Consider the following 19,616-nt stretch of genomic DNA (forward strand, 5'->3'; position numbering starts at 1 on the left):
AGCCCACTGACAACGGCCCCCGAACCCGCGAAAGGCGCAGGTCCGAGAGCCGATGTGAGGCGCTGTGTCCGGTCCGCTCAGGACGCCGTGACCACTCCCACCGCGGTGCGGCGCCGCTGCGACCGTGCCGCGCACGTGCCCCACAGCGTGATCGCGACGACACCGAGGACGGCGGCGACACCGAGGCCCACCGTGCCCGCCCAGCCGCCCGCGTGGAAGGCGACGGCGCCGACGGCCGAGCCGACGCTGGAGCCGATGTAGTACGCGGACTGGTACAGCGCGGACGCCTGCGCCCTGCCGTGCGTCGCGGTGTGGCTGACGGACGACGACGCCGTGGCGTGCCCGGCGAAGAAGCCCGCCGTGATCAGCACCAGGCCGAGCAGGACGACCGGCAGCCGCGGCACGAGAGCGAGGAGCAGGCCCGCCGTCGTCGTACTCGCGGCGAGGTACAGGGTGCCGCGCCGCCCGAGCCGCGCGACCAGTCGGCCGGCCGCGGCCGAGGAGACCGTACCGACGAGGTAGACGAGGAAGATGGAACCGACGATGCCCTGCGGCAGGGAGAACGGGGCGGCCGTGAGCCGGTAGCCGATCACCGTGTAGACCGCGCCGAAGACCAGCATGAACAGTGCGCCGATGACGTACAGGCGGCGCAGGAGCGGGTTGGCGAGATGGCCGCCGACGGTCCTGGCCAGGGCGCGGGGCCGCAGGGAGCCCGGCGTGAAGTGGCGGGGCGCGGGCAGCAGCGCCCGGAACGCGGCGGCGCAGACGACGGCGATCACGCCGATGGTGCCGACGGCCGCCCGCCAGCCCCACTCCTGGGCGATCCAGCCGCCGATGACACGGCCGCTCATGCCGCCGACGGAATTGCCCGCGACGAACAGGCCGATGGCCGTGACCAGCGCCTTCGGCCGGACTTCCTCGGCGAGGTAGGCCATCGCGGAGGCGGGCAGACCGGCCAGCGCCGCGCCTTGCAGCACGCGCAGGCCGATCAGTACGCCGAGGTTCGGGGCGAAGGGGACCAGCAGCCCGATCGTGACGGCCACCGTCAGGGACGCCGTCATCAGCGTGCGCCGTCCGAACCGCTCGGACAGGGCGCTCAGCGGCAGGACGCACAGCGCGAGCGCGCCCGTCGCCCCGGAGACCGTCCAGCTCGCCGCGCTCGCGCTCGCCCCGAACTCGCCGGAGACGAGGGGGAGCAGGGCCTGCGTCGAGTAGAGCAGGGCGAAGGTGGCGACACCGGCGAGGAAGAGGGCGAAGCTCATCCGGCGGTAGCCGGGCCCGCCCGGACTCATCCGCGTGTCACTGAAGGAGACATCGGCTTCGGCGACCGCGTTCGGGGAGGCGATCGCCCGGCTACTGGCAGCAGGCATGCCACGAACGTAGAGCCCCATGATTCATGCGTCCAATGCATGAACGCGCCATAATCGTTCCCATGGAGCATCAGCACAGGTCACGGTCGCCGCTGTCACACACCGGTGACGCGCGAGACATGTCGGGCGACGAGATCGTACGGCTCCTCGCCCCCCGCCTCGCCTACTTCGCGGGGGTCGCCCGCACCGAGCACGTCACCCGCGCGGCGCAGGAGATGCAGGTCCCGCAGTCGACGCTGTCGCGTGCCATGGCGCGGCTCGAACACGACCTGGGCGTCGATCTGTTCGCCCGTCACGGCCGCACCGTCTCCCTCACCCCGGCGGGCCGCACCTTCCTCGCCTCGGTCGAGCGCGCGCTCGGCGAGGTGGAGAAGGCCGCCGAGTCCGTCCGCGCCGACGCCGACCCCGAGTCGGGCAAGGTCGCCTTCGGCTTCCTGCACACCATGGGGACGGAGACGGTGCCCGCGCTGCTCCGCGCCTTCCGCGCGGACCACCCCCGTATCCGCTTCAGCCTCGTCCAGAACTACGGCGAGGCGATGCTGGAGCGGCTGCGCGCCGGGGAACTCGACCTCTGCCTCACCTCGCCCGTGCCGGACGCGCCCGGCCTGGTCGCCCGCCGCCTCGACGAGCAGCGGCTGCGCCTCGTCGTCCCCGAGGACCACCGGCTCGCCGCCCGCAAACGGATCAGGCTCGCGGAGACCGCCGACGAGTCCTTCGTGACCCTCGAACCCGGCTACGGGCTGCGCCGCATCACCGACGACCTGTGCGCGGAAGCCGGATTCACGCCCCGGATCGCGTTCGAGGGCGAGGAGGCCGAGACGCTGCGCGGCCTCGTCGCGGCGGGCCTCGGCGTCGCCCTGCTGCCACCACCGGCCGTACCGCGCCCGGGAGTCGTCGAGCTGGCGGTCACCGGGCAGCGGGCGGTCCGCGAGATCGGCGTGGCCTGGCTGGACGGGCACCCGGACACACCGCCCGTGGCGGCGTTCAAGAAGTTCCTGCTGTCACGACGCGGCAGGCTTTTGCCGGAGCAGGCGTCCATGGAGTGACGCACAATGTGGGTGCGTAGCGAGCCGCGTGGCGGGACCGGGGAGGGGCGACGGACGTGGGGGACGCAGCGAGGCGAGACGCCGGGGACGTCGGCCGGGAGGAGCGGCGCATCCGCCTGCTGGGCCGGTCCGGCCTGGCCTGCGTCCTGATCGGCCTTGTCCTGTTCGCCCTGGTGCCGTTCGCGGAGGCGGACAACCGGGCCTACGGGGCGGCGCCCGTCTGCGAGGCGGGCACGCGGGCCGGTGACTGCCGGGTGGTCCTCCCGGCGACCGTGGTGGACAAGAAGACCACCACCAGCGGAAAGAGCACCAAGTACTACCTGTACGTGGTCGCGACCGGAGGTTCCCCGGGCGCCGCGGGGAACGAGCACCGGGTGCGCCTGCCCGGCGAACGGCCCGTCTTCGACCGCGTACACGTCGGAAGCCGGGTCACGGCCGTGTACTGGAAGGACCGGGTCCGCGAGATCCGGGCCGCCTCCGGGACACAGAAGGCGGTGCTCTCACCCGTGCACGACGGCCGACTGCCCGGGGCTCTCGCCCTGGCGACCCTGCCGGTCGGGCTCGGGCTGCTCCGGCTGCGGTGGTGGGTGCGCGACCGGCCCGCCCCCAAGGGGGCCGCCCTCTCCTGGAAGCCGGTCGCCGGGCTCGTGGCGGGGGTGCTCGTCGCCGCGTCCAGCCCCGTGATCATGCTCCTGGCCGTCGACGACGTCGGCTCGGGCCTGCGGTTCGCGGCGGGGGCCGCCGTCGTCGCGGTGCCGCTGTCCGCGCTGCTCGGCCTGTGGGCGACGCGCCGCGTCCGCCGAGGTGTGGCGAGGATCGTCCCCGCCCGGCCCACCGAGCGACGCGTCCTGTCCGCGGTCGTGCACGGGGACGTGCCCTACAGCAGGCCCGGCTACGGCTGTCTCGTGGTGGGGGACGGGCCGCTCGCGGCCACCCCCGACCCGACCGGGCACGTCGCGCTCGCCCCGCTCCCGGCCTCCCTGACGGTGCGCCGTGTACGCGAACCCCTGGTCGGCGACCCGACGTACGCCCTCGGCGGCCGGGGCGAGTACACCGTCGTCATCGAGTGCGAGGACGACGGGCGGGAGGTGCTCGTCCTCGCCGGCCGCAAGGACGCGCCGCGGGTCCTCGGCGCCCTGCTCGCGGCGGACGACCAAGCGGCGCAGCCGGACCCTACCGGTTGAGCGACCGGCCGAACCCGGACGCCAGCGGCATCCGCAGTCCCAGCGGCGGCGGGGCCGCCAGCGCGTCCTGCAAGGGGCGGGAGAACGGGTGGCCGAACAGGGTGCCGAGCATGAAGTCGACGGCGAGCGCGGTGACTTCGGCGCGGTGCTGCGCCAGGCGGTGCCCGTCGGAGTGCACCTCGAAGCGGCACACGTCGCGGTTGGCCTTCTTCGCCCGCCCGGCGAACCGGAACGACAACTCCGGGTCGGTGCGCCGGTCGTCGGTGCCGTGCACGATCAGTACGCGCCGCCCCGCGAGCTGTTTCACCGGTTCGGGGGTGGCGGCGACATCGTCCTCCGGGAGCCAGGGGGCGAGCGCCAGCACCGAGTTGACGGCCGTGTGCCCGCCCGCGTGCAGGGCCGCCCGGCCGCCCATGTCGACACCGGCGAGGCAGATCGGCACGTCGCCGTAGCGGCGTACGACCTCGTCTGCGGCCCACTCGGCGTCCCGCACCATCTCGGCCTGCGCCCCGTTCCACCCGCGGTAGCGGTAGTGCACGACATGCGTGACCAGGCCGTCGTCCCGGCCGGACCGGGCGAGGCGGCGCGCGAGCGACCGCAGCGCCGGGGCCGCCAGCGGGGACGGTCGTCGCACGGACGTCTCCTCGCCCGCGGGCAGCAGCAGCACCACGCCGCCGACCGCCATGGGCACGGGCCCGACCGCCTTGCCGAGCCTGGCCTCGCGGACCGGCGTCGCTTGCTGCTGCATGACAGAACAGTGTCAGAAGCACGGATGTACGCCACCTGTCCGCAGGGTCACCGTTGCGTATCGACGGATCACTTTCTCTTCACGGACAGGAGCTATCTACGCGCGTAGGAGTTAGAGTGCCGAAATGACGAGCCAGCCCATCGCGCACTCCAACAGCCCCCAGGCTCCGACCTCGGAGCAGATCCGCCGCGCCCCCAAGGTGCTCCTGCACGACCACCTCGACGGAGGGCTGCGTCCCGGCACGATCGTCGACCTGGCCCGCGAGCAGGGTTACGCGGACCTGCCCGAGACCGACCCCGACAAGCTCGGCATCTGGTTCCGCGAGGCCGCCGACTCCGGCTCCCTCGAGCGGTACCTGGAGACGTTCGCCCACACCTGTGCCGTCATGCAGACGCGCGAAGCCCTCGTCCGCGTCGCCGCCGAGTGCGCCGAGGACCTCGCCGAGGACGGCGTCGTCTACGCCGAGATCCGCTACGCGCCCGAGCAGCACCTGGAGCGGGGCCTCACCCTCGAAGAGGTCGTCGAGGCGGTCAACGAGGGCTTTCGCGAGGGCGAGCGCCGCGCGAAGGAGAACGGCCACCGCATCCGCGTCGGCGCGCTGCTCACCGCGATGCGGCACGCGGCCCGCGCCCTGGAGATCGCCGAACTCGCCAACCGCTACCGCGACCTGGGCGTGGTCGGCTTCGACATCGCGGGCGCCGAGGCAGGCTACCCTCCCACCCGCCACCTCGACGCGTTCGAGTACCTCAAGCGCGAGAACAACCACTTCACGATCCACGCCGGTGAGGCCTTCGGCCTGCCCTCCATCTGGCAGGCGCTCCAGTGGTGCGGCGCCGACCGCCTCGGCCACGGCGTGCGCATCATCGACGACATCCAGGTCGCCGACGACGGCACGGTCGAACTGGGCCGCCTCGCGAGCTACGTACGCGACAAGCGCATCCCGCTGGAGATGTGCCCGTCGTCCAACCTCCAGACGGGCGCGGCCAGTTCGTACGCCGAGCACCCGATCGGTCTGCTGCGCAAGCTGCGGTTCCGCGTCACCGTGAACACGGACAACCGGCTGATGTCCGGCACGTCGATGAGCCGCGAGTTCGAGCACCTGGCCGACGCGTTCGGCTACACGCTCACCGACTTCGAGTGGTTCACCGTGAACGCGCTCAAGTCGGCCTTCATCCCGTTCGACGAGCGCCTGGCGATGATCAACGACGTCGTGAAGCCGCGCTACGCCGAACTGCGCGCGGAGTGGCTGTTCCACTAGCGGATGCCGCCCGCGGTCAACATGGGGTTGACGGCGGGCGGGGCTCGCCCCGCTCCCTCCACCGGCCCCGCTTCGCCCGCCTGACCTGCGCTTCCTCCACCCCCACGGAAGCGGGTCCCGGCGTGCGCGGCGCGGGCGGGTAGTAACTCCTGGGTGATCTCGCGTGTTTGCCGGGAACGGAACCGCATCCCCCAGGGACAAGGAACAAAGGACCCCATGAAGCAGTCTGCCGCCAAGACCCTCGGTGTCGCCGCCCTCGGCGTCGCCTTCGCCGCCGCCGGTGCCGGTGCCGCGAACGCCGCCCCGGCCCTGCCGGACGCCGCCGGCACCCTCGGCTCCGTGACCTCGGGTCTCCCCCTCGAAGGGGCGCTCAGCTCCCTGCCCGCCGGTGGCCCCCAGGCCCTGGCCGGCGCGCAGAGCGCCCTCGGCAACGGCCTGACCGCCGCCCAGCCCGTCGTCCAGAAGCTCACCGAGGGCGGCGACCCGGTCGGCGGACTGATGGGTGGCCTGCCGGTCAGCCAGCTTCCCACCCAGGGCCTGCCGCTCGCCGACGCCGCCGGGGCCCTCGGCTGACCCGCGGCAGCACGAAGGGGCGCACCCGCGACATCGCGGGTGCGCCCCTTTTTTCTTTCGCCGTACCGGCGCGGGTCACCAGGCCTGGCGCGCCTTGTTCTCACTCGGCAGCAGGGCCCACAGCGCGATGTAGAGCAGGAACTGCGGGCCGGGCAGCAGGCACGACAGCACGAAGATCACGCGCATCGTGGTCGCGGAGGTGCCGAAGCGCCGTGCCAGCGCTGCGCACACTCCGCCGAGCATCCGTCCGTCGGTGGGGCGGGCAAGGGCGGTCATGGTGGGCTCCTTCGCGCACCTTCGCGGGGTGCTCTCGTATGAGGTGCTTACGTATTCGAAGGTACGGGCCCGAAGGAGGCGGGGCATCAGCTCACGGGGCGACGCCGACCCTGGGAATCGTCGGGGTCGGACCCTGAGCGGGCTCCTGCTGAGGGAGGGGCGCGGCCTTCGCCCCGCGGCGGAGCCTGGCCCGCAGCAGGGGCACCACGAGGAGGTGCGCGAGGGCGACGCCCACGGTGTTCAGAAGCAGCGAGTCGATGTCCACGACCTGGCCCGGCACCCCGGTCTGGAGCAGTTCGATACCGAGCGAGATCAGCGCGCCCGCCGCGACCGTGCGCACCAGTGAACCCCACCGGGAGACGGCGACCCGGCCGCCCGCGAGAGGCAGCAGCACACCGAGCGGGGCCAGCAGCACGAGGCCCTCACCGAGGCGCTTGCCGCCCTCCTGCCAGCCGAGCGCCAGATCGGCGCGGATACCGGCCAGGGGATGCAGGTTCGCGGCGCTGACCCAGGGCACGTCCAGAGGCCGCAGCGTCACCCATGCGACGAAGAGGAGATGCACGGCCAGGAGGACGAGTCCTGCCGTACGGAAGCGGATGACGGGCTCATGGCCGTCCGAGCTGTGACGCTGCACGATCCCCTAGACGCCCGTGGCGGGAGGAACGGTTCCGGGGGGCACACGATGAGCTGGGTCACTCCCCGGCGCGCCGCCTGGAGCGGTGGTCCTAGCCCACCGTCTGGGCGGGCGCCGGGGCCGTGCCGGGCCGTGCCTTCACCGCGTCGGAGCACTCGTAGGCGCGCAGCGGGTCGTCGCCGGGGCCGCCGAGGGCGACATGGTCCTCGCCGTCCGTCGTGACCTTGCTGTTCGCGAATGTGCAGACGATCTGGGCCAGGGCGTACGGCGACAGATCGTCCGGCGGGGTGTTCAGGCGCAGCGCGTCCGCGGGGTCGCCGTCGCGCGGGCCCGAGACCTTCGTGCCGGAGCCGACGTCCGTGGTGTACCCGGCCTGCTTCTCCTTGGCCGTCAGCGGCCTGGCGAGCTGCGCCAGGAGTTCCTGGGCGACACCGACCCGGTCGGAGGTCCGGTCGCGCGGCACGGTGACGGTCCTGTCGACCGTCACGAGCTGCGACGTGCACACGAGGAAGACCTGCACACCGAACTCGCCGGCCGCCCGGGCCTCCACCCCGTTCGCGCCCGAGAGGGAGCAGCCCACGCGCGTGGGTGCCGCGCCGAAGTCGGTGGGCACCTCCGTGGAGCGGATCCCGCACCCGGACAGCAGTACCGCCGTGAGGGCGAGCAGCCCCCACAGCCGTCCACGTCGTGTCACTTGGCGACACCGCCTTCCTGGGAGTCCTTGGCGGTGTCGTCGGTGCCGTCCGGGTCGCTGCCGGGCAGGGGCGCGGCGTCCACCGGCAGCCGCAGCGTGAACACCGCGCCGCCCTCGGGGTGGTTGGCGGCCGTGATCTCGCCACCGTGGATATGCGCGTTCTCCAGGGCGATGGACAGCCCGAGGCCACTGCCCTCCGACCGCGGCCGTGACGCGCTCGCCTTGTAGAACCGGTCGAAGACGTGCGGCAGGACGTCCTCGGGGATGCCGGGTCCGTGGTCGCGTACGGCGATGACGAGTCCCGCGCCCTCCTGCGGTTCGGTCCGCACGGAGACCCGCACCGGGGAGCCGCCGTGCTTGAGGGCGTTGCCGATGAGGTTGGCGAGGATCACGTCGAGGCGGCGCGGGTCGAGGCGGACCAGGTTGCCGCGCTCGGCGTCGAGTTCGACGGCGTCCAGCCAGGCGCGGGCGTCGATGCAGGCGGTGATCTGGTCGGCGATGTCGACGGTGTCGACGACGAGCCGGGCCGTTCCCGCGTCGAAGCGGGTGACCTCCATGAGGTTCTCGACGAGGTCGTTCAGGCGCCGGGTCTCGCTGACGACGAGCCGCACCGCGGGTTCGATCATCGGGTCGACGGAGCCGGTCTCCGCGTCCAGCTCCTCCTCCAGGACCTCGGTGACGGCGGTGATCGCGGTCAGCGGCGTCCGCAGCTCGTGCGACATGTCGGCGACGAACCGGCGCGAGGCCTCGTCGCGCGCGGTCATGTCGGCGACCTTCTTCTCCAGGTTCTCGGCCGTCTTGTTGAACGTCCGCGACAGTTCGGCGAGTTCGTCGGTGCCCGAGACGTGCAGCCGGGTGTCGAGCTTGCCCTCGCCGAGCCGGCGCGCGGCGATGCCGAGGCGGTGCACCGGCTTCAGCACGGTCGTCGCGGCGGCCTGCGCGAGCAGCGCGGAGCCGATCAGCGCGAGCGCGGTGGCGATCCCGAGCGACCAGGCCAGGGAGCTGAGGTCCTTGGCCTCCGGTTCGAGCGACTTGAGCATGTAGCCGGTCGGCCCGCCGTCCACCTTGGCGCCGCCCACCAGGTACGGGGTGTCGTCGCGCGTGGTCCGCTGCCAGTACAGGTGGTACGCGTGCTTGTTGCCGTCGGTGATCCGCTGCTTCTTGTCGACGGCGTCGCGCAGCGAGCGCGGTACGTCGGCGACGGTGAAGGCGTCCAGGTCGGAGTTGCCCACCACCCGGCGGCCGTTCTCGTCCGTGCCGATGAGCAGCACGCTGAAGTGCTGACTGCTGTCGGCCATCAGGTCCGCCGCGTGCTGCAACTCGCCCTGGGTGGGGTGCGCGGGCAGCACCGCGGCCCGGTTCTGCATCTCCTGCTGGAAGTCGCTGAGCGCCGAGTCCTGCGTCCGCGTCAGCACGGCCTCGCGGTTGAGCCAGTACGCGATCCCGGACGCGGAGACCGCGGCCGTCAGGGCGACCAGCGCGAACACCACGACGAGGCGCAGGCGCAGACTGGTGAAGCGCAGACCGGCCGGTATCGCCCTCTTCGCCGCGGTCCAGCCGCGGTGCTTGTCGTGCGGCTCGGTCACTGAGGAGAGTCCAGCCGGTAGCCCACGCCGCGCACGGTACGGATCAGCGTCGGGGACGACGGCACGTCCTCGACCTTCGCCCGCAGCCGCTGCACACAGGCGTCCACGAGCCGCGAATCGCCCAGGTAGTCGTGCTCCCACACCAGGCGCAGCAACTGCTGCCGGGACAGCGCCTGTCCGGGCCGCCGGCTCAGTTCGAGCAGCAACCGCAGCTCGGTCGGGGTCAGTTGCAGGTCCTCGCCGTTCTTGGTGACGGTCATCGCGGCCCGGTCGATGACCAGGGAACCGAACGACGCCGCGTCGTTGGCCTCGCGCTCACCGCGGCGCAGCACCGCGCGGATACGGGCGTCGAGCACCCGCCCCTGCACGGGCTTGACCACGTAGTCGTCCGCCCCGGACTCCAGGCCGACCACCACGTCGATGTCGTCGCTGCGCGCGGTGAGCAGGATGATCGGCAGTTGGTCCGTGCGCCGGATACGGCGGCACACCTCGAACCCGTCGATGCCGGGCAGCATCACGTCGAGGACGATCAGGTCGGGCCGCTGCTCGCGCAACAGCTTCAGACCGTCCTCACCGGTGGCAGCGGTGGCCACCCGATGACCCTGGCGGGTAAGAGACAGCTCCAGGGCCGTGCGGATGGCGTCGTCGTCCTCGATCAGCAACAGGGAAGGCACAAGCGCCATTCTGGCCCATGGGAGGGCTTTAGTTCGACCGAGGGAGAGGTCCCACACCCGACCCGCACAGGCGGAGTCCCTGTGACAGGTCTGTGACAGTCGGAGGACACCGTCATGAAGTCGCCCCGGCAAGCTTTTGGGCATCGCAACGAAGAACCGCGATGACGCAAGGAACGAATGACGGACGTACCGGACTCCACGACGGGGGGCGCGAGATGAACACGCTGCACAGCACCACATCAAACGCAGTTGTCACGCGCCTGCACGACATGGGCCGTACCGAGCGTCACGAGAAGTCCGGTGCCGTGAGCGGGCGGGGGTGCGCTCGCGGCGCCGGGCGTCAGCACACCGTGTTCATGACGGTGGTCGACGCGCACGAGGCGGTGACCGAGAAGGTCGCTCACGGGGGAGCCGCGTACAGGGAGGAATCGGGGGAGCGGCGGACGTCCCTGTCGGAGGCCGAGTTCACGGCCTACGTCCAGGAGCGCCGCGCCTCCCTGTACGCCACCGCCTACCACCTGACCGGTGACCGGTTCGAGGCCGAGGACCTGCTCCAGAGCGCGCTGTTCTCGACGTACCGGGCCTGGGACCGGATCAGCGACAAGGCCGCGGTCGGGGGCTACCTGCGCCGCACCATGACCAACCTGCACATCAGCGCGTGGCGCCGCCGCAAGCTGAACGAGTACCCGACCGAGGAGCTGCCGGAGACGGCGGGCGACACGGACGCGATGCGCGGCACGGAGCTGCGCGCGGTGCTGTGGCAGGCACTGGCCCGCCTTCCCGAACTCCAGCGCACGATGCTCGTGCTCCGCTATTACGAGGGCCGTACCGACCCCGAGATCGCGGAGATCCTCGACATCAGCGTCGGCACGGTGAAGTCGAGCATCTGGCGGTCGCTGCGGCGGCTGCGGGATGACGAGGTCCTGAGCTTCGGCCGGGACCAGGAGGAGTGCTTCGGGGAGCTCGTCGCCTGAGGCACCTCTCCGGGGGGAGGGACGGCGGCCCTGTTCGGGGGAGCGGGGTCGTCCGGGGGGATGCGATATCCGGGGGGATCACGGGGGATCGCCACGGGGGGGGAACGAGCGGGACCAGAAGGCCGGGGGGCATTCTGGTCCCGCTTCTTCGTGTGCGCTCAGCGGCCCTGGGAGGCGGCCCGCGCCTTCACGCAGCGGCCCGCCGCTGCCGCCGCGAGGCGACCGAGCGCCTCGTCCTTGCCGCAGGCGTGCGCGCCCAGCGCGACCTGCCGGGCCACGATGGAACGCTCCGCGCGCATCAGGCGCCAGCCGCGGCGCAGCAGGAACGGCACCGACTTGCGGCCCTCGCGCAGGTCGCGCAGGAGCCGGCGGCGGAACGTCGTCGCGGGCCTGCCCCGCAGACACAGCGCGTCGGCCAGCACGCCCAGCTCACGGCAGCGCTCCACGATGTCCGCGGCGAAGACGCCTTCCGCGATGAACAGGGGCGTGCGCTCGATGTCGAGCGCCTCTTCGCCCACCCGCGCGCTGGTGGCGATGGAGTAGACGGGAACGTTCGTACGCCCCTTCTCGCACAGCTCGACGATCGCGGCGAGCGCCGCCTCCGTGTCCCAGGACGCCGGCGAGTCCCAGTCGATGTCCGAACTGCCCGGCACCAGCGGCAGCGTCGGGTCGTCACCCTCCTTGTAGAAATCGTCCAGGCACAGCACGGGAAGCCCGGAGCGGGCGGCGAACGACGACTTTCCGGAGCCGGAGGGCCCTGACAGCAGGACGACCCGGGTCGGTATCGGGGGATGCGAACTCACGAGAGACCAGTGTGCGGCATGGACGACCCGGCGCCGAGCCCGCGTGGTGGTGATGTGGTGCGCACCACGTCAACTACGCTGGGTGGTTCTGTTGTTACCTGCCGTTGTGCTGTTCCCGGAACGAAAGGCCCAGGCGTAAAGATCATGGCTCTGCACGCAGCCCGCAAGAACCCGATCCTGACCTCCGGCGCCCGTCGCGCCCTGCTGCGCGCGGGCCTGACCGTGACCGCCGCCGGTGCGGCCGTCGCCGCGGGCGCCGGCGCCGTGAGCGCCGCGCCGGCCGCCGGGAGCGACACGGGCGCTCCGGTCCAGGTCCTGACCCAGGCGCTCGGCTCGGCGACCACCTACGGGCTCGGCCCCCTCAAGGACCTGCCCGTCAACCCGCTGGCCGGCACGGGCTCCGATCCGCTGGACAACGCGGTGGGCACCCAGGTCGCGGACTTCAAGCCGGTCAGCACGGCCCCGCTCACCGCCCCGCTGGCCAAGGGCGGTTCGCTGGGAGAGCTGCCGGTCGTCGGCGCGGTCACGGGCGTACTGCCGGGCTGAGCCGGGGTCAGTCACCGGGCGTCGCCGCGGGCTCGGGGCGCGTCCGCAGGGGCACTTCGCGCACCGCCCAGGCGACGGCGAACGCCACCGCGCACAGCGCCGCCGTGCCGATCGCCACGCCGTGCAGCCCGTGGACGACGCTCGCCCGGAACACGTCCGGGCTCGCCCCCTCCCGCACCCGGCCCGCGAAGACCGAGCCGAGCACCGCCACCCCGAGCGAACCGCCGACCGTCCGCAGCAGCGTCTGGGTGCCGTTCGCCGCGCCCATGTCCCGCGGCTCCGCGCTGTTCATGGTGATCAGCAGCGCGGGCTGCATCAGGCAGCCGAGTCCCGCGCCGAGCAGCAGCGTCAGGGCGGACGCCGCCCACGCCGGGGTTCCGGTGCCGAGCAGGAGCAGGGCCAGCGCGCCCAGGACCGCGAGGGCGCCGCCCGCGACGGGGTAGGGGCGGTAGGCCCCACCGGCGCTCACCCGGCGGCCGATCCACAGTTGGGCGGCCATCATGCCGAGCATCAGCGGGAGCAGCAGCAGTCCGCTCCGTGTCGCCGACATGCCGCGCACGAGCTGCATGTACTGCGGGAGATAACTGGCCGCCGCGATCATGGCCGCCCCGGACGTGAAGCCGAGGACCTGGGCGACGGTGAAGTTCCGGTCGCGGAACAGGCGGGGCGGGATCACCGGTTCGACCGCCCGCCGCTCCGCCCGAACGAACGCCGCGAGGGCCGCCGCCGACAGGAGCGCGAGCCCGAGGATGCGCGGTGACGCCCAGGCGTACGTCGTGCCGGCCCAGCTCGCGAGGAGGGTCAGGGCGAGGATCGCCGCGGTGAGCAGCGCGGCGCCCGCGAGGTCGACGCGGGCCCGGATCCGTTCCGTACGCACCCGGACGCCGGTGCCGATCAGGACGAGGGCGACGGCGCCGACGGGGAGGTTGACGTAGAACACCCAGCGCCAGTCGAGCTGGTCGGTGAGGAAGCCGCCGACGAGTGGGCCGCCGATCAAGGCGGCGGGCAGCAGCACGCCGATGAGCGACTGCGAGCGGGCCGCCTCCGCCGGTGTCAGCAACGTCCCGATGAGCGAGAGCGCCCCCACGAACAGACCGCCCGCGCCGATCCCCTGCACGGCCCGGAAGGCGATCAAGTGGCCCATGTCCTGGGCGAGTCCGCACAGGACGGAACCGGTGAGGAAGACCGTGATGGAGGCCAGATAGCTGCCTTTGCGGCCGTAGAGGTCGCCGAGCTTTCCCCACAGGGGGGTGGAGACGGCGGTGGTCAGCAAATACGCCGTCACCACCCAGGACAGATGGGTGAGGCCGCCCAGGTCGCCGACGATGATCGGCAGGGCCGTACCGACGACGGTGCCGTCGAGCGTGGCGAGCACGATGCCGAGCAGCAGACCGAGGACGACCCACCGGGACGGCGCGGCCCCGGCCTTCGCGTCGCCGGATGTCGTGAGGTCCGTACGTGTCGTCATGGCTCCCCCTGGGAGATGACGGCGGGTCAGGCCGCGTACGGGCGGACGGCCTTGGCGTCGCGCAGGGCGTGGGCCCACCAGGTGAGCTGGTCGAGCATGGCCTTCGCGGCGGTGTCCACCGCCGGGTCGTCGACGCGGCCGTCCGCCGCGAACGCCCCGTACGCCTGGTGGAAGCTGACCGTGTTGCGAATGGTCATGGCGTTCAACTCGGCCATCACGACACGCAGGTGCTCGACCGCCCGCAGACCGCCGGAGAGTCCGCCGTACGACACGAATGCGACCGGCTTTGCGTGCCACTGTTCGTTGTGCCAGTCGATCGCGTTCTTCAGGGCCGCCGGGAAGCTGTGGTTGTACTCGGGTGTGACGAAGACGAACGCGTCGGCCGCGGCCAGCCGCGGGGAGACGCGGGCGAGGGCCTCCGCGGTCCCCGCCGGCGCGTCCTGGCCGAAGGCGGGCAGGACGGTGGGCAGCGGCGTCTCGGTGAGGTCGACGACGTCGGCGCGCAGGTCCTCGCGCTGCCCGAGGTGGCCGGTGAGCCACTTGACGACGACGGGCGCGAAGCGGCCCTCGCGGGTGGAGCCGACGAGGACGGCGATGCGGAGCGGAGCGTTGCTGGCCATGTGAACCCCCTGGGCCGGACACGCTGGGCGTGCGCGGCTGTCGATGCGATCGCCTGTGTACGGCGTATCTGTCGCGTACAACGTACACACGGGATGTGTACGGCGTCTACTGGCGATACGCTGTACACGACGCAGTGAGCGAGAGGATGGGACCGTGGCGGCAGGCAAGGATGACGGCGACGACGGCGACGACGCCGACAACGGCGTCAACGCCGACAGCGGCGTCAGCACGGAGAGTCGGCTGGTCGAGCCCTCGCTGTGGGAGCGTCTGGAGCGGCCCGCGCCCACCCGGCGCGCCTCGCTGACGCTGGACCGCATCGCCGCGGCGGCCGTGGAACTGGCCGACGAGGAGGGCGCGAGCGCCGTCACCATGCGGCGGCTCGCCACCAAGCTCGGCGTCGCGCCCATGGCCGCGTACCGGCACGTCTCCGGCAAGGGCGATCTGTGGGCGCTCATGTTCGACCGGGTCTCGGCCGGGCTCACGGTGGACGACGACGTGGCGGACTGGCGCGAGGTGCTGCGCTCCTTCGCCGTGCAGACGCGGGAGCTGATGCTCAGGCATCCCTGGCTCGGACAGGTGCCGACGTCGCTGATCCAGCTCACCCCCGCCCGGATGGCCGTCGCGGAGCGGCAGTTGCGGGCGCTGGCCGGCCGCGACCTCGACGCCGACTCGATGATGGCCGCGTTCCGCGCGGTCGGCGCGTTCGTCCACGGCGCGACGCAGGCGGAGATCGCGTTGCGCGCGTACAAGCGGGAGCACGGCTGGGAGAGCGGCGCCGAGACCCGGCAGGCGCTCGCACCCCAGATGAACTACCTGATGGGCACCGGCCGTTACCCCACCTACAAGAAGTACGCCCTGTCCGCGACGCGCAAGGACGACCCGGCCTGGGAGTTCGAGTTCGGCCTCGACTGCGTCCTCGACGGCATCGCGCAGCGCCTCGGGATCTGAGGCCAGGGAACGGGCGAGGCCCCGGCCCCTCCTGGACGGAGAAGGGGCCGGGGCCTCGGTGTCGGCGGTTGCGGGGTCTAGTACGAAGAACCGGACGCGCCCAGTGAGCCCGTCGGGTGCCAGACCGTCTTGGTCTCCAGGAACCGGGTCAGCCGCTCCGTGCCCGGGTCCGCGGTGAAGTCCTCCACAGGCTGGGGACGGCGTACGCGCTTCAGGTTGTCCGCCGCCGCGATCTCCAGCTCCTTGGCGAGCGCCACGTCGGCGCCGGTGAGGTCGATGCCGTTCACGTCCTGGTGCGCGGCGAGCGACGGGGCGATCTCCGACGCCTTGCCGGACAGGATGTTGACGACGCCGCCCGGCAGGTCGGAGGTGGCCAGCACCTCGCCGAGGGAGAGCGCCGGGAGCGGGGCCCGCTCGGAGGCGATGACCACCGCCGTGTTGCCCGAGGCGATGACCGGGGCGATCACCGAGACGAGCCCGAGGAACGGCGACTCCTGCGGCGCGACGACCACGACGACACCGGTCGGCTCGGGCGTCGAGAGGTTGAGGTACGGACCGGCCACCGGGTTGGCGCCGCCCACGACCTGGCCGATCTTGTCGGTCCAGCCCGCGTACCAGACCCAGCGGTCGATCGCCGCGTCCACCATGGCGGACGCCTTGGACCTGCCCAGGCCCTCCGCCTCGGCGACCTCGCGCACGAACTGCTCGCGGCGGCCCTCCAGCATCTCGGCGACGCGGTAGAGGATCTGCCCGCGGTTGTACGCCGTCGCGCCCGACCAGCCGCCGAACGCCTTGCGCGCGGCGACGACGGCGTCCCGGCCGTCCTTGCGGGACGAGAGCGGCGCGTTCGCCAGCCACTTGCCCTTCGAGTCGGTCACTTCGTACACCCGGCCGCTCTCGGAACGCGGGAACTTCCCGCCCACGTACAGCTTGTAGGTCTTGAAGACGGACAGTCGCGTCGACTCGGACTTATCAGACATCGAGGTATGCCTCCAGGCCGTGGCGGCCGCCCTCGCGGCCGAAGCCCGACTCCTTGTAACCGCCGAACGGCGAGGTCGGATCAAACTTGTTGAACGTGTTGGCCCAGACGACCCCGGCCCGCAGCTTGTTCGCCACGGCGAGGATCCGCGAACCCTTCTCGGTCCAGATGCCCGCCGAGAGCCCGTACTGCGTGTTGTTGGCCTTGGCGACGGCCTCCTCCGGCGTACGGAAGGACAGCACGGACAGGACCGGGCCGAAGATCTCGTCGCGGGCGATGGTGTGCGCCTGCGTGACGCCGGTGAACAGCGTCGGCGCGAACCAGTACCCGGACGACGGCAGCTCGCACGGGGCCGACCAGCGCTCGGCGCCCTCGGCCTCGCCGGTCTCGGCGAGCGCGGTGATCCGGGCGAGCTGCTCCGCGGAGTTGATCGCGCCGATGTCGGTGTTCTTGTCGAGCGGGTCGCCGAGGCGCAGGGTCGACAGGCGCCGCTTGAGCGCGTGCAGCAGCTCGTCCTGGACGGACTCCTGCACCAGCAGGCGCGAGCCCGCGCAGCAGACCTGGCCCTGGTTGAAGAAGATGCCGGTGACGATGCCCTCGACGGCCTGGTCGAGCGGGGCGTCGTCGAAGACGATGTTGGCGCCCTTGCCGCCCAGTTCGAGTGTGAGCTTCTTGTCCGTGCCGGCGACGGTCCGGGCGATCTGCTTGCCGACCGCCGTGGAGCCGGTGAAGGCCACCTTGTTCACGCCGGGGTGCGCGACGAGCGCGGCGCCCGCGTCGCCGTACCCGGGAAGGATGTTGACGACGCCCTTGGGCAGACCGGCCTGGCGGCAGATGTCCGCGAAGAACAGGGCGGACAGCGGGGTCGTCTCGGCGGGCTTGAGGACGACCGTGTTGCCGGTGGCGAGCGCCGGGGCGATCTTCCAGGCCAGCATGAGCAGCGGGAAGTTCCACGGGATGACCTGGCCCGCGACGCCGAGCGGCCTCGGCTTCGGCCCGTACCCCGCGTGGTCGAGCTTGTCGGCCCAGCCCGCGTAGTAGAAGAAGTGCGCGGCCACGAGGGGCAGGTCGGCGTCCCTCGTCTCCTTGATGGGCTTGCCGTTGTCCAGGGTCTCCAGGACGGCGAGTTCGCGGGAGCGCTCCTGGATGATGCGGGCGATCCGGAACAGGTACTTGCCGCGCTCGGCGCCGGGCAGCGCCGACCACTTCTCGAACGCCTTGCGGGCGGCCTCCACCGCGCGGTCGACGTCGGCCTCACCGGCCTGCGCGACCTCGGAGAGGACCTCCTCGGTGGACGGGGAGACGGTCTTGAAGACCTTGCCGTCGGCGGCCTCGGTGAACTCGCCGTCGATGAACAGCCCGTAGGACGGGGCGATGTCGACGACCGAGCGGGACTCGGGGGCCGGTGCGTACACGAACGCGGATGTCTGCTTTTCCATAGCCATGAGGTCTCAGTCCACCGTCACGTAGTCGGGACCGGAGTAGCGGCCTGTGGCCAGCTTCTGGCGCTGCATCAGCAGATCGCCCAGGAGGCTGGAGGCGCCGAACCGGAACCAGTGGTTGTCGAGCCAGTCCTCGCCCACGGTCTCGTTCACGATCACGAGGAACTTGACGGCGTCCTTCGAGGTGCGGATGCCGCCGGCGGGCTTCACGCCGACCTGGACGCCGGTGGCCTCGCGGAAGTCGCGCACCGCCTCCAGCATCAGCAGCGTGTTGGCGGGGGTGGCGTTGACCCCCACCTTGCCGGTCGAGGTCTTGATGAAGTCGGCGCCGGCCAGCATGCCGATCCAGCTCGCGCGCCGGATGTTGTCGTACGTCGACAGCTCGCCGGTCTCGAAGATGACCTTGAGCCGGGCGGACCCGGAGGCCTCCTTCACGGCGCGGATCTCCTCGTAGACCCGCATGTACCGGCCCGCGAGGAACGCGCCGCGATCGATGACCATGTCGATCTCGTCGGCGCCCGCGGCGACGGCCTCACGGACGTCGCCGAGCTTGACGTCCAGGGCGGCGCGGCCCGCGGGGAAGGCGGTGGCGACGGACGCGACCTTGACGTCCGTACCGGCGACGGCCTCCTTCGCGACGGCCACGCGGTCCGGATAGACGCAGACGGCCGCGGTGCGCGGGGCGGTCCGGTCGGTCGGGTCCGGGTTGACGGCCTTCGCGCCGAGGGCCCGGACCTTGCCCGGGGTGTCGGCGCCTTCCAGGGTCGTCAGGTCGATCATCGAAATGGCCAGGTCGATGGCGTACGCCTTCGCCGTGGTCTTGATGGAGCGGGTCCCGAGCGCGGCGGCGCGGCCCTCCAGGCCCACCGCGTCGACGCCAGGCAGACCCTGGAGGAATCGGCGCAGAGTGGCCTCGGAAGCGACAGCGTCGGACAACGCGTGTTCTCCGGCGGGGGTGGGTGCAGTGGGCATGGTCACGAGGGGAGCATATCTACGCGCGTAGCGGCTGTATAGGGGGCGGGGTCGTGGCCGCTTGCCTCGTCGGTCGGGCGCCCGGGGCTGTCTTCCTGCCACGGGGCTCCGCCCCGGACCCCGCCCCTCGATCGCCGGAGGGGCCCGAACTTCGGGGCTGTCATCGGGTTCGGGTGGGCGTGCGGCAGAATCGTGGGCATGAGCAGCCGCCCCGTCACCTCCCCGGACCGTGTCTATCGGTCGCCCGCCGGCATCGCGGGCGGTGTCGTGCTCCTCGCCCTCGGCGCCTGGCTCGGTGCCGACGCCGTGTTCGGCGGGGACGGTCGCACGCCGTGGTTCGCGCTCGCCGGGCTGCTGTTCGCCGTGCCGCTCGTCGTCGCGTTCACCATCCGCCCCGCCGTCTTCGGCAACGAGGACCGGCTGCGCGTGCGCAACCCGTTCCGCGTCATCACGCTGCCCTGGGCCGCCGTCGCCAACTTCCGCTCCGGATACTCCAACGAGGTGTTCGACGAGGCGGGGACCAAGTACCAGCTCTGGTCCATCCCGGTCTCGCTGCGCGCCCGCCGCAAGGCCCAGCGCCGCCCCGCCCAGCCGCGACCCGGTGGGCGCGTTCAGCAGGATGTGACGCCGGCCCCCGTCTCCGAGCGGCGCGCGCCCGCCGACAAGTCGATGGACGAGCTGCGCGAGCTGTGGCAGGCCCGCGCGCAGGCGACCACGTCGCAGGGCGAGCCGGTCGTCCGCTGGGCCTACGAGATCATCGCCCCGGCCGTCGCCGGAGCCGTCCTGCTGGTCGTCCTCGTCGCGCTGGGCTGAGCGCCCT

At 72.2% G+C, this 19,616-nt stretch carries 21 protein-coding genes; 8 read left to right on the forward strand and 13 right to left on the reverse strand.

Features of this window, described 5'->3' with window-relative positions; translation table 11 throughout:
• Positions 1-77 precede the first annotated feature (77 nt).
• Positions 78-1,370, reverse strand: coding sequence for an MFS transporter (locus tag ACIRF8_RS21815; RefSeq protein WP_404217072.1), 1,293 nt, complete (start codon positions 1,368-1,370; stop codon positions 78-80).
• Positions 1,371-1,432: 62 nt separating this feature from the next.
• Between ACIRF8_RS21815 and ACIRF8_RS21820 the strand changes: the two genes are divergently transcribed.
• Positions 1,433-2,416, forward strand: coding sequence for a LysR family transcriptional regulator (locus tag ACIRF8_RS21820; protein WP_404217073.1), 984 nt, complete (start codon positions 1,433-1,435; stop codon positions 2,414-2,416).
• Positions 2,417-2,472: 56 nt separating this feature from the next.
• Entirely contained in the window at positions 2,473-3,600 is a 1,128-nt protein-coding gene (locus tag ACIRF8_RS21825; protein ID WP_404217074.1) for a hypothetical protein, read from the forward strand.
• Here ACIRF8_RS21825 and ACIRF8_RS21830 read toward each other — a convergent pair.
• On the reverse strand, positions 3,590-4,348 hold the full coding sequence (locus ACIRF8_RS21830; protein ID WP_404217075.1) for an alpha/beta hydrolase: 759 nt from the start codon (positions 4,346-4,348) through the stop codon (positions 3,590-3,592). The genes ACIRF8_RS21825 and ACIRF8_RS21830 overlap by 11 nt on opposite strands.
• Positions 4,349-4,472: 124 nt before the next feature.
• Here ACIRF8_RS21830 and ACIRF8_RS21835 point away from each other — a divergent pair, with 124 nt between their 5' ends.
• Together ACIRF8_RS21835 and ACIRF8_RS21840 are read left to right on the forward strand one after the other, a co-directional pair.
• Positions 4,473-5,606, forward strand: coding sequence for an adenosine deaminase (locus ACIRF8_RS21835; protein ID WP_404217076.1), 1,134 nt, complete (start codon positions 4,473-4,475; stop codon positions 5,604-5,606).
• A gap of 216 nt (positions 5,607-5,822) precedes the next feature.
• The gene (locus ACIRF8_RS21840) at positions 5,823-6,179 is read left to right on the forward strand and encodes an ATP-binding protein (protein WP_404217077.1); all 357 of its coding nucleotides are present in this window, start codon (positions 5,823-5,825) and stop codon (positions 6,177-6,179) included.
• 75 nt (positions 6,180-6,254) lie between these two features.
• Here ACIRF8_RS21840 and ACIRF8_RS21845 read toward each other — a convergent pair whose 3' ends face one another.
• From ACIRF8_RS21845 to afsQ1, 5 genes are all read right to left on the reverse strand, one after another.
• Positions 6,255-6,455, reverse strand: coding sequence for a PspC domain-containing protein (locus tag ACIRF8_RS21845; RefSeq protein WP_404217078.1), 201 nt, complete (start codon positions 6,453-6,455; stop codon positions 6,255-6,257).
• Positions 6,456-6,546: 91 nt separating this feature from the next.
• Positions 6,547-7,089: a VanZ family protein gene (locus ACIRF8_RS21850; protein ID WP_404217079.1), complete on the reverse strand. Its 543-nt coding sequence runs from the start codon at positions 7,087-7,089 to the stop codon at positions 6,547-6,549.
• Positions 7,090-7,180: 91 nt separating this feature from the next.
• Positions 7,181-7,783 carry a hypothetical protein gene (locus ACIRF8_RS21855; protein ID WP_404217081.1) on the reverse strand — a complete coding sequence of 201 codons (603 nt, stop codon included), beginning with the start codon at positions 7,781-7,783 and terminating at the stop codon, positions 7,181-7,183.
• Positions 7,780-9,369: an ATP-binding protein gene (locus tag ACIRF8_RS21860; protein WP_404217082.1), complete on the reverse strand. Its 1,590-nt coding sequence runs from the start codon at positions 9,367-9,369 to the stop codon at positions 7,780-7,782. Before ACIRF8_RS21860 ends, ACIRF8_RS21855 begins: the two co-directional genes overlap by 4 nt.
• Positions 9,366-10,043 carry a two-component system response regulator AfsQ1 gene (afsQ1, locus tag ACIRF8_RS21865; RefSeq protein ID WP_161300939.1) on the reverse strand — a complete coding sequence of 226 codons (678 nt, stop codon included), beginning with the start codon at positions 10,041-10,043 and terminating at the stop codon, positions 9,366-9,368. The genes ACIRF8_RS21860 and afsQ1 overlap by 4 nt, the downstream gene beginning before the upstream one ends.
• A gap of 215 nt (positions 10,044-10,258) precedes the next feature.
• On the opposite strand from afsQ1, the gene ACIRF8_RS21870 reads away from it, so the two are divergent.
• Positions 10,259-11,017 carry a SigE family RNA polymerase sigma factor gene (locus tag ACIRF8_RS21870; protein ID WP_404217083.1) on the forward strand — a complete coding sequence of 253 codons (759 nt, stop codon included), beginning with the start codon at positions 10,259-10,261 and terminating at the stop codon, positions 11,015-11,017.
• 158 nt (positions 11,018-11,175) lie between these two features.
• On the opposite strand, the gene ACIRF8_RS21875 is transcribed toward ACIRF8_RS21870, so the two are convergent.
• Positions 11,176-11,820 (reverse strand): ATP-binding protein, encoded by a 645-nt coding sequence (locus ACIRF8_RS21875; protein WP_404217084.1) that lies wholly within the window; start codon positions 11,818-11,820, stop codon positions 11,176-11,178.
• Between the two features lie 144 nt (positions 11,821-11,964).
• Between ACIRF8_RS21875 and ACIRF8_RS21880 the strand changes: the two genes are divergently transcribed.
• Complete coding sequence (locus ACIRF8_RS21880) at positions 11,965-12,366, forward strand: hypothetical protein (RefSeq protein ID WP_404217085.1); 402 nt, start codon at positions 11,965-11,967, stop codon at positions 12,364-12,366.
• Between the two features lie 7 nt (positions 12,367-12,373).
• Here ACIRF8_RS21880 and ACIRF8_RS21885 read toward each other — a convergent pair whose 3' ends face one another.
• Positions 12,374-13,834, reverse strand: coding sequence for a DHA2 family efflux MFS transporter permease subunit (locus ACIRF8_RS21885; RefSeq protein WP_404217086.1), 1,461 nt, complete (start codon positions 13,832-13,834; stop codon positions 12,374-12,376).
• Positions 13,835-13,860: 26 nt separating this feature from the next.
• Complete coding sequence (locus ACIRF8_RS21890; RefSeq protein WP_404217087.1) at positions 13,861-14,454, reverse strand: NADPH-dependent FMN reductase; 594 nt, start codon at positions 14,452-14,454, stop codon at positions 13,861-13,863.
• A 154-nt stretch (positions 14,455-14,608) separates the two neighbouring features.
• On the opposite strand from ACIRF8_RS21890, the gene ACIRF8_RS21895 reads away from it, so the two are divergent.
• On the forward strand, positions 14,609-15,403 hold the full coding sequence (locus ACIRF8_RS21895; RefSeq protein WP_404217088.1) for a TetR/AcrR family transcriptional regulator: 795 nt from the start codon (positions 14,609-14,611) through the stop codon (positions 15,401-15,403).
• Between the two features lie 77 nt (positions 15,404-15,480).
• On the opposite strand, the gene ACIRF8_RS21900 is transcribed toward ACIRF8_RS21895, so the two are convergent.
• Genes ACIRF8_RS21900 through deoC form a run of 3 tightly spaced genes read right to left on the reverse strand, consistent with a single transcriptional unit; the run spans position 15,481 to position 18,796 of the window.
• Complete coding sequence (locus ACIRF8_RS21900) at positions 15,481-16,383, reverse strand: aldehyde dehydrogenase family protein (protein WP_404217090.1); 903 nt, start codon at positions 16,381-16,383, stop codon at positions 15,481-15,483.
• On the reverse strand, positions 16,376-17,821 hold the full coding sequence (locus tag ACIRF8_RS21905; protein ID WP_404217091.1) for an aldehyde dehydrogenase family protein: 1,446 nt from the start codon (positions 17,819-17,821) through the stop codon (positions 16,376-16,378). Before ACIRF8_RS21905 ends, ACIRF8_RS21900 begins: the two co-directional genes overlap by 8 nt.
• A gap of 12 nt (positions 17,822-17,833) precedes the next feature.
• Entirely contained in the window at positions 17,834-18,796 is a 963-nt protein-coding gene (gene deoC / locus ACIRF8_RS21910) for a deoxyribose-phosphate aldolase (RefSeq protein WP_404217520.1), read from the reverse strand.
• 198 nt (positions 18,797-18,994) lie between these two features.
• Here deoC and ACIRF8_RS21915 point away from each other — a divergent pair, with 198 nt between their 5' ends.
• The gene (locus ACIRF8_RS21915; protein WP_404217092.1) at positions 18,995-19,609 is read left to right on the forward strand and encodes a PH domain-containing protein; all 615 of its coding nucleotides are present in this window, start codon (positions 18,995-18,997) and stop codon (positions 19,607-19,609) included.
• Positions 19,610-19,616: the final 7 nt, after the last annotated feature.

It is taken from the genome of Streptomyces sp. NPDC102406 (assembly GCF_044765725.1).
Taxonomy (GTDB): domain Bacteria; phylum Actinomycetota; class Actinomycetes; order Streptomycetales; family Streptomycetaceae; genus Streptomyces.

Excerpts from the sequence above, each read along its gene's own strand:
- ACIRF8_RS21815 (WP_404217072.1), bottom strand. The coding sequence starts at position 1,370 with ATGCCTGCTGCCAGTAGCCGGGCGATCGCCTCCCCGAACGCGGTCGCC.
- ACIRF8_RS21820 (WP_404217073.1), top strand. The coding sequence starts at position 1,433 with ATGGAGCATCAGCACAGGTCACGGTCGCCGCTGTCACACACCGGTGAC.
- ACIRF8_RS21830 (WP_404217075.1), bottom strand. The coding sequence starts at position 4,348 with ATGCAGCAGCAAGCGACGCCGGTCCGCGAGGCCAGGCTCGGCAAGGCG.
- ACIRF8_RS21835 (WP_404217076.1), top strand. The coding sequence starts at position 4,473 with ATGACGAGCCAGCCCATCGCGCACTCCAACAGCCCCCAGGCTCCGACC.
- ACIRF8_RS21840 (WP_404217077.1), top strand. The coding sequence starts at position 5,823 with ATGAAGCAGTCTGCCGCCAAGACCCTCGGTGTCGCCGCCCTCGGCGTC.
- ACIRF8_RS21845 (WP_404217078.1), bottom strand. The coding sequence starts at position 6,455 with ATGACCGCCCTTGCCCGCCCCACCGACGGACGGATGCTCGGCGGAGTG.
- ACIRF8_RS21870 (WP_404217083.1), top strand. The coding sequence starts at position 10,259 with ATGAACACGCTGCACAGCACCACATCAAACGCAGTTGTCACGCGCCTG.
- ACIRF8_RS21880 (WP_404217085.1), top strand. The coding sequence starts at position 11,965 with ATGGCTCTGCACGCAGCCCGCAAGAACCCGATCCTGACCTCCGGCGCC.
- ACIRF8_RS21885 (WP_404217086.1), bottom strand. The coding sequence starts at position 13,834 with ATGACGACACGTACGGACCTCACGACATCCGGCGACGCGAAGGCCGGG.
- ACIRF8_RS21890 (WP_404217087.1), bottom strand. The coding sequence starts at position 14,454 with ATGGCCAGCAACGCTCCGCTCCGCATCGCCGTCCTCGTCGGCTCCACC.
- ACIRF8_RS21900 (WP_404217090.1), bottom strand. The coding sequence starts at position 16,383 with ATGTCTGATAAGTCCGAGTCGACGCGACTGTCCGTCTTCAAGACCTAC.
- ACIRF8_RS21905 (WP_404217091.1), bottom strand. The coding sequence starts at position 17,821 with ATGGAAAAGCAGACATCCGCGTTCGTGTACGCACCGGCCCCCGAGTCC.
- deoC (WP_404217520.1), bottom strand. The coding sequence starts at position 18,796 with ATGCCCACTGCACCCACCCCCGCCGGAGAACACGCGTTGTCCGACGCT.
- ACIRF8_RS21915 (WP_404217092.1), top strand. The coding sequence starts at position 18,995 with ATGAGCAGCCGCCCCGTCACCTCCCCGGACCGTGTCTATCGGTCGCCC.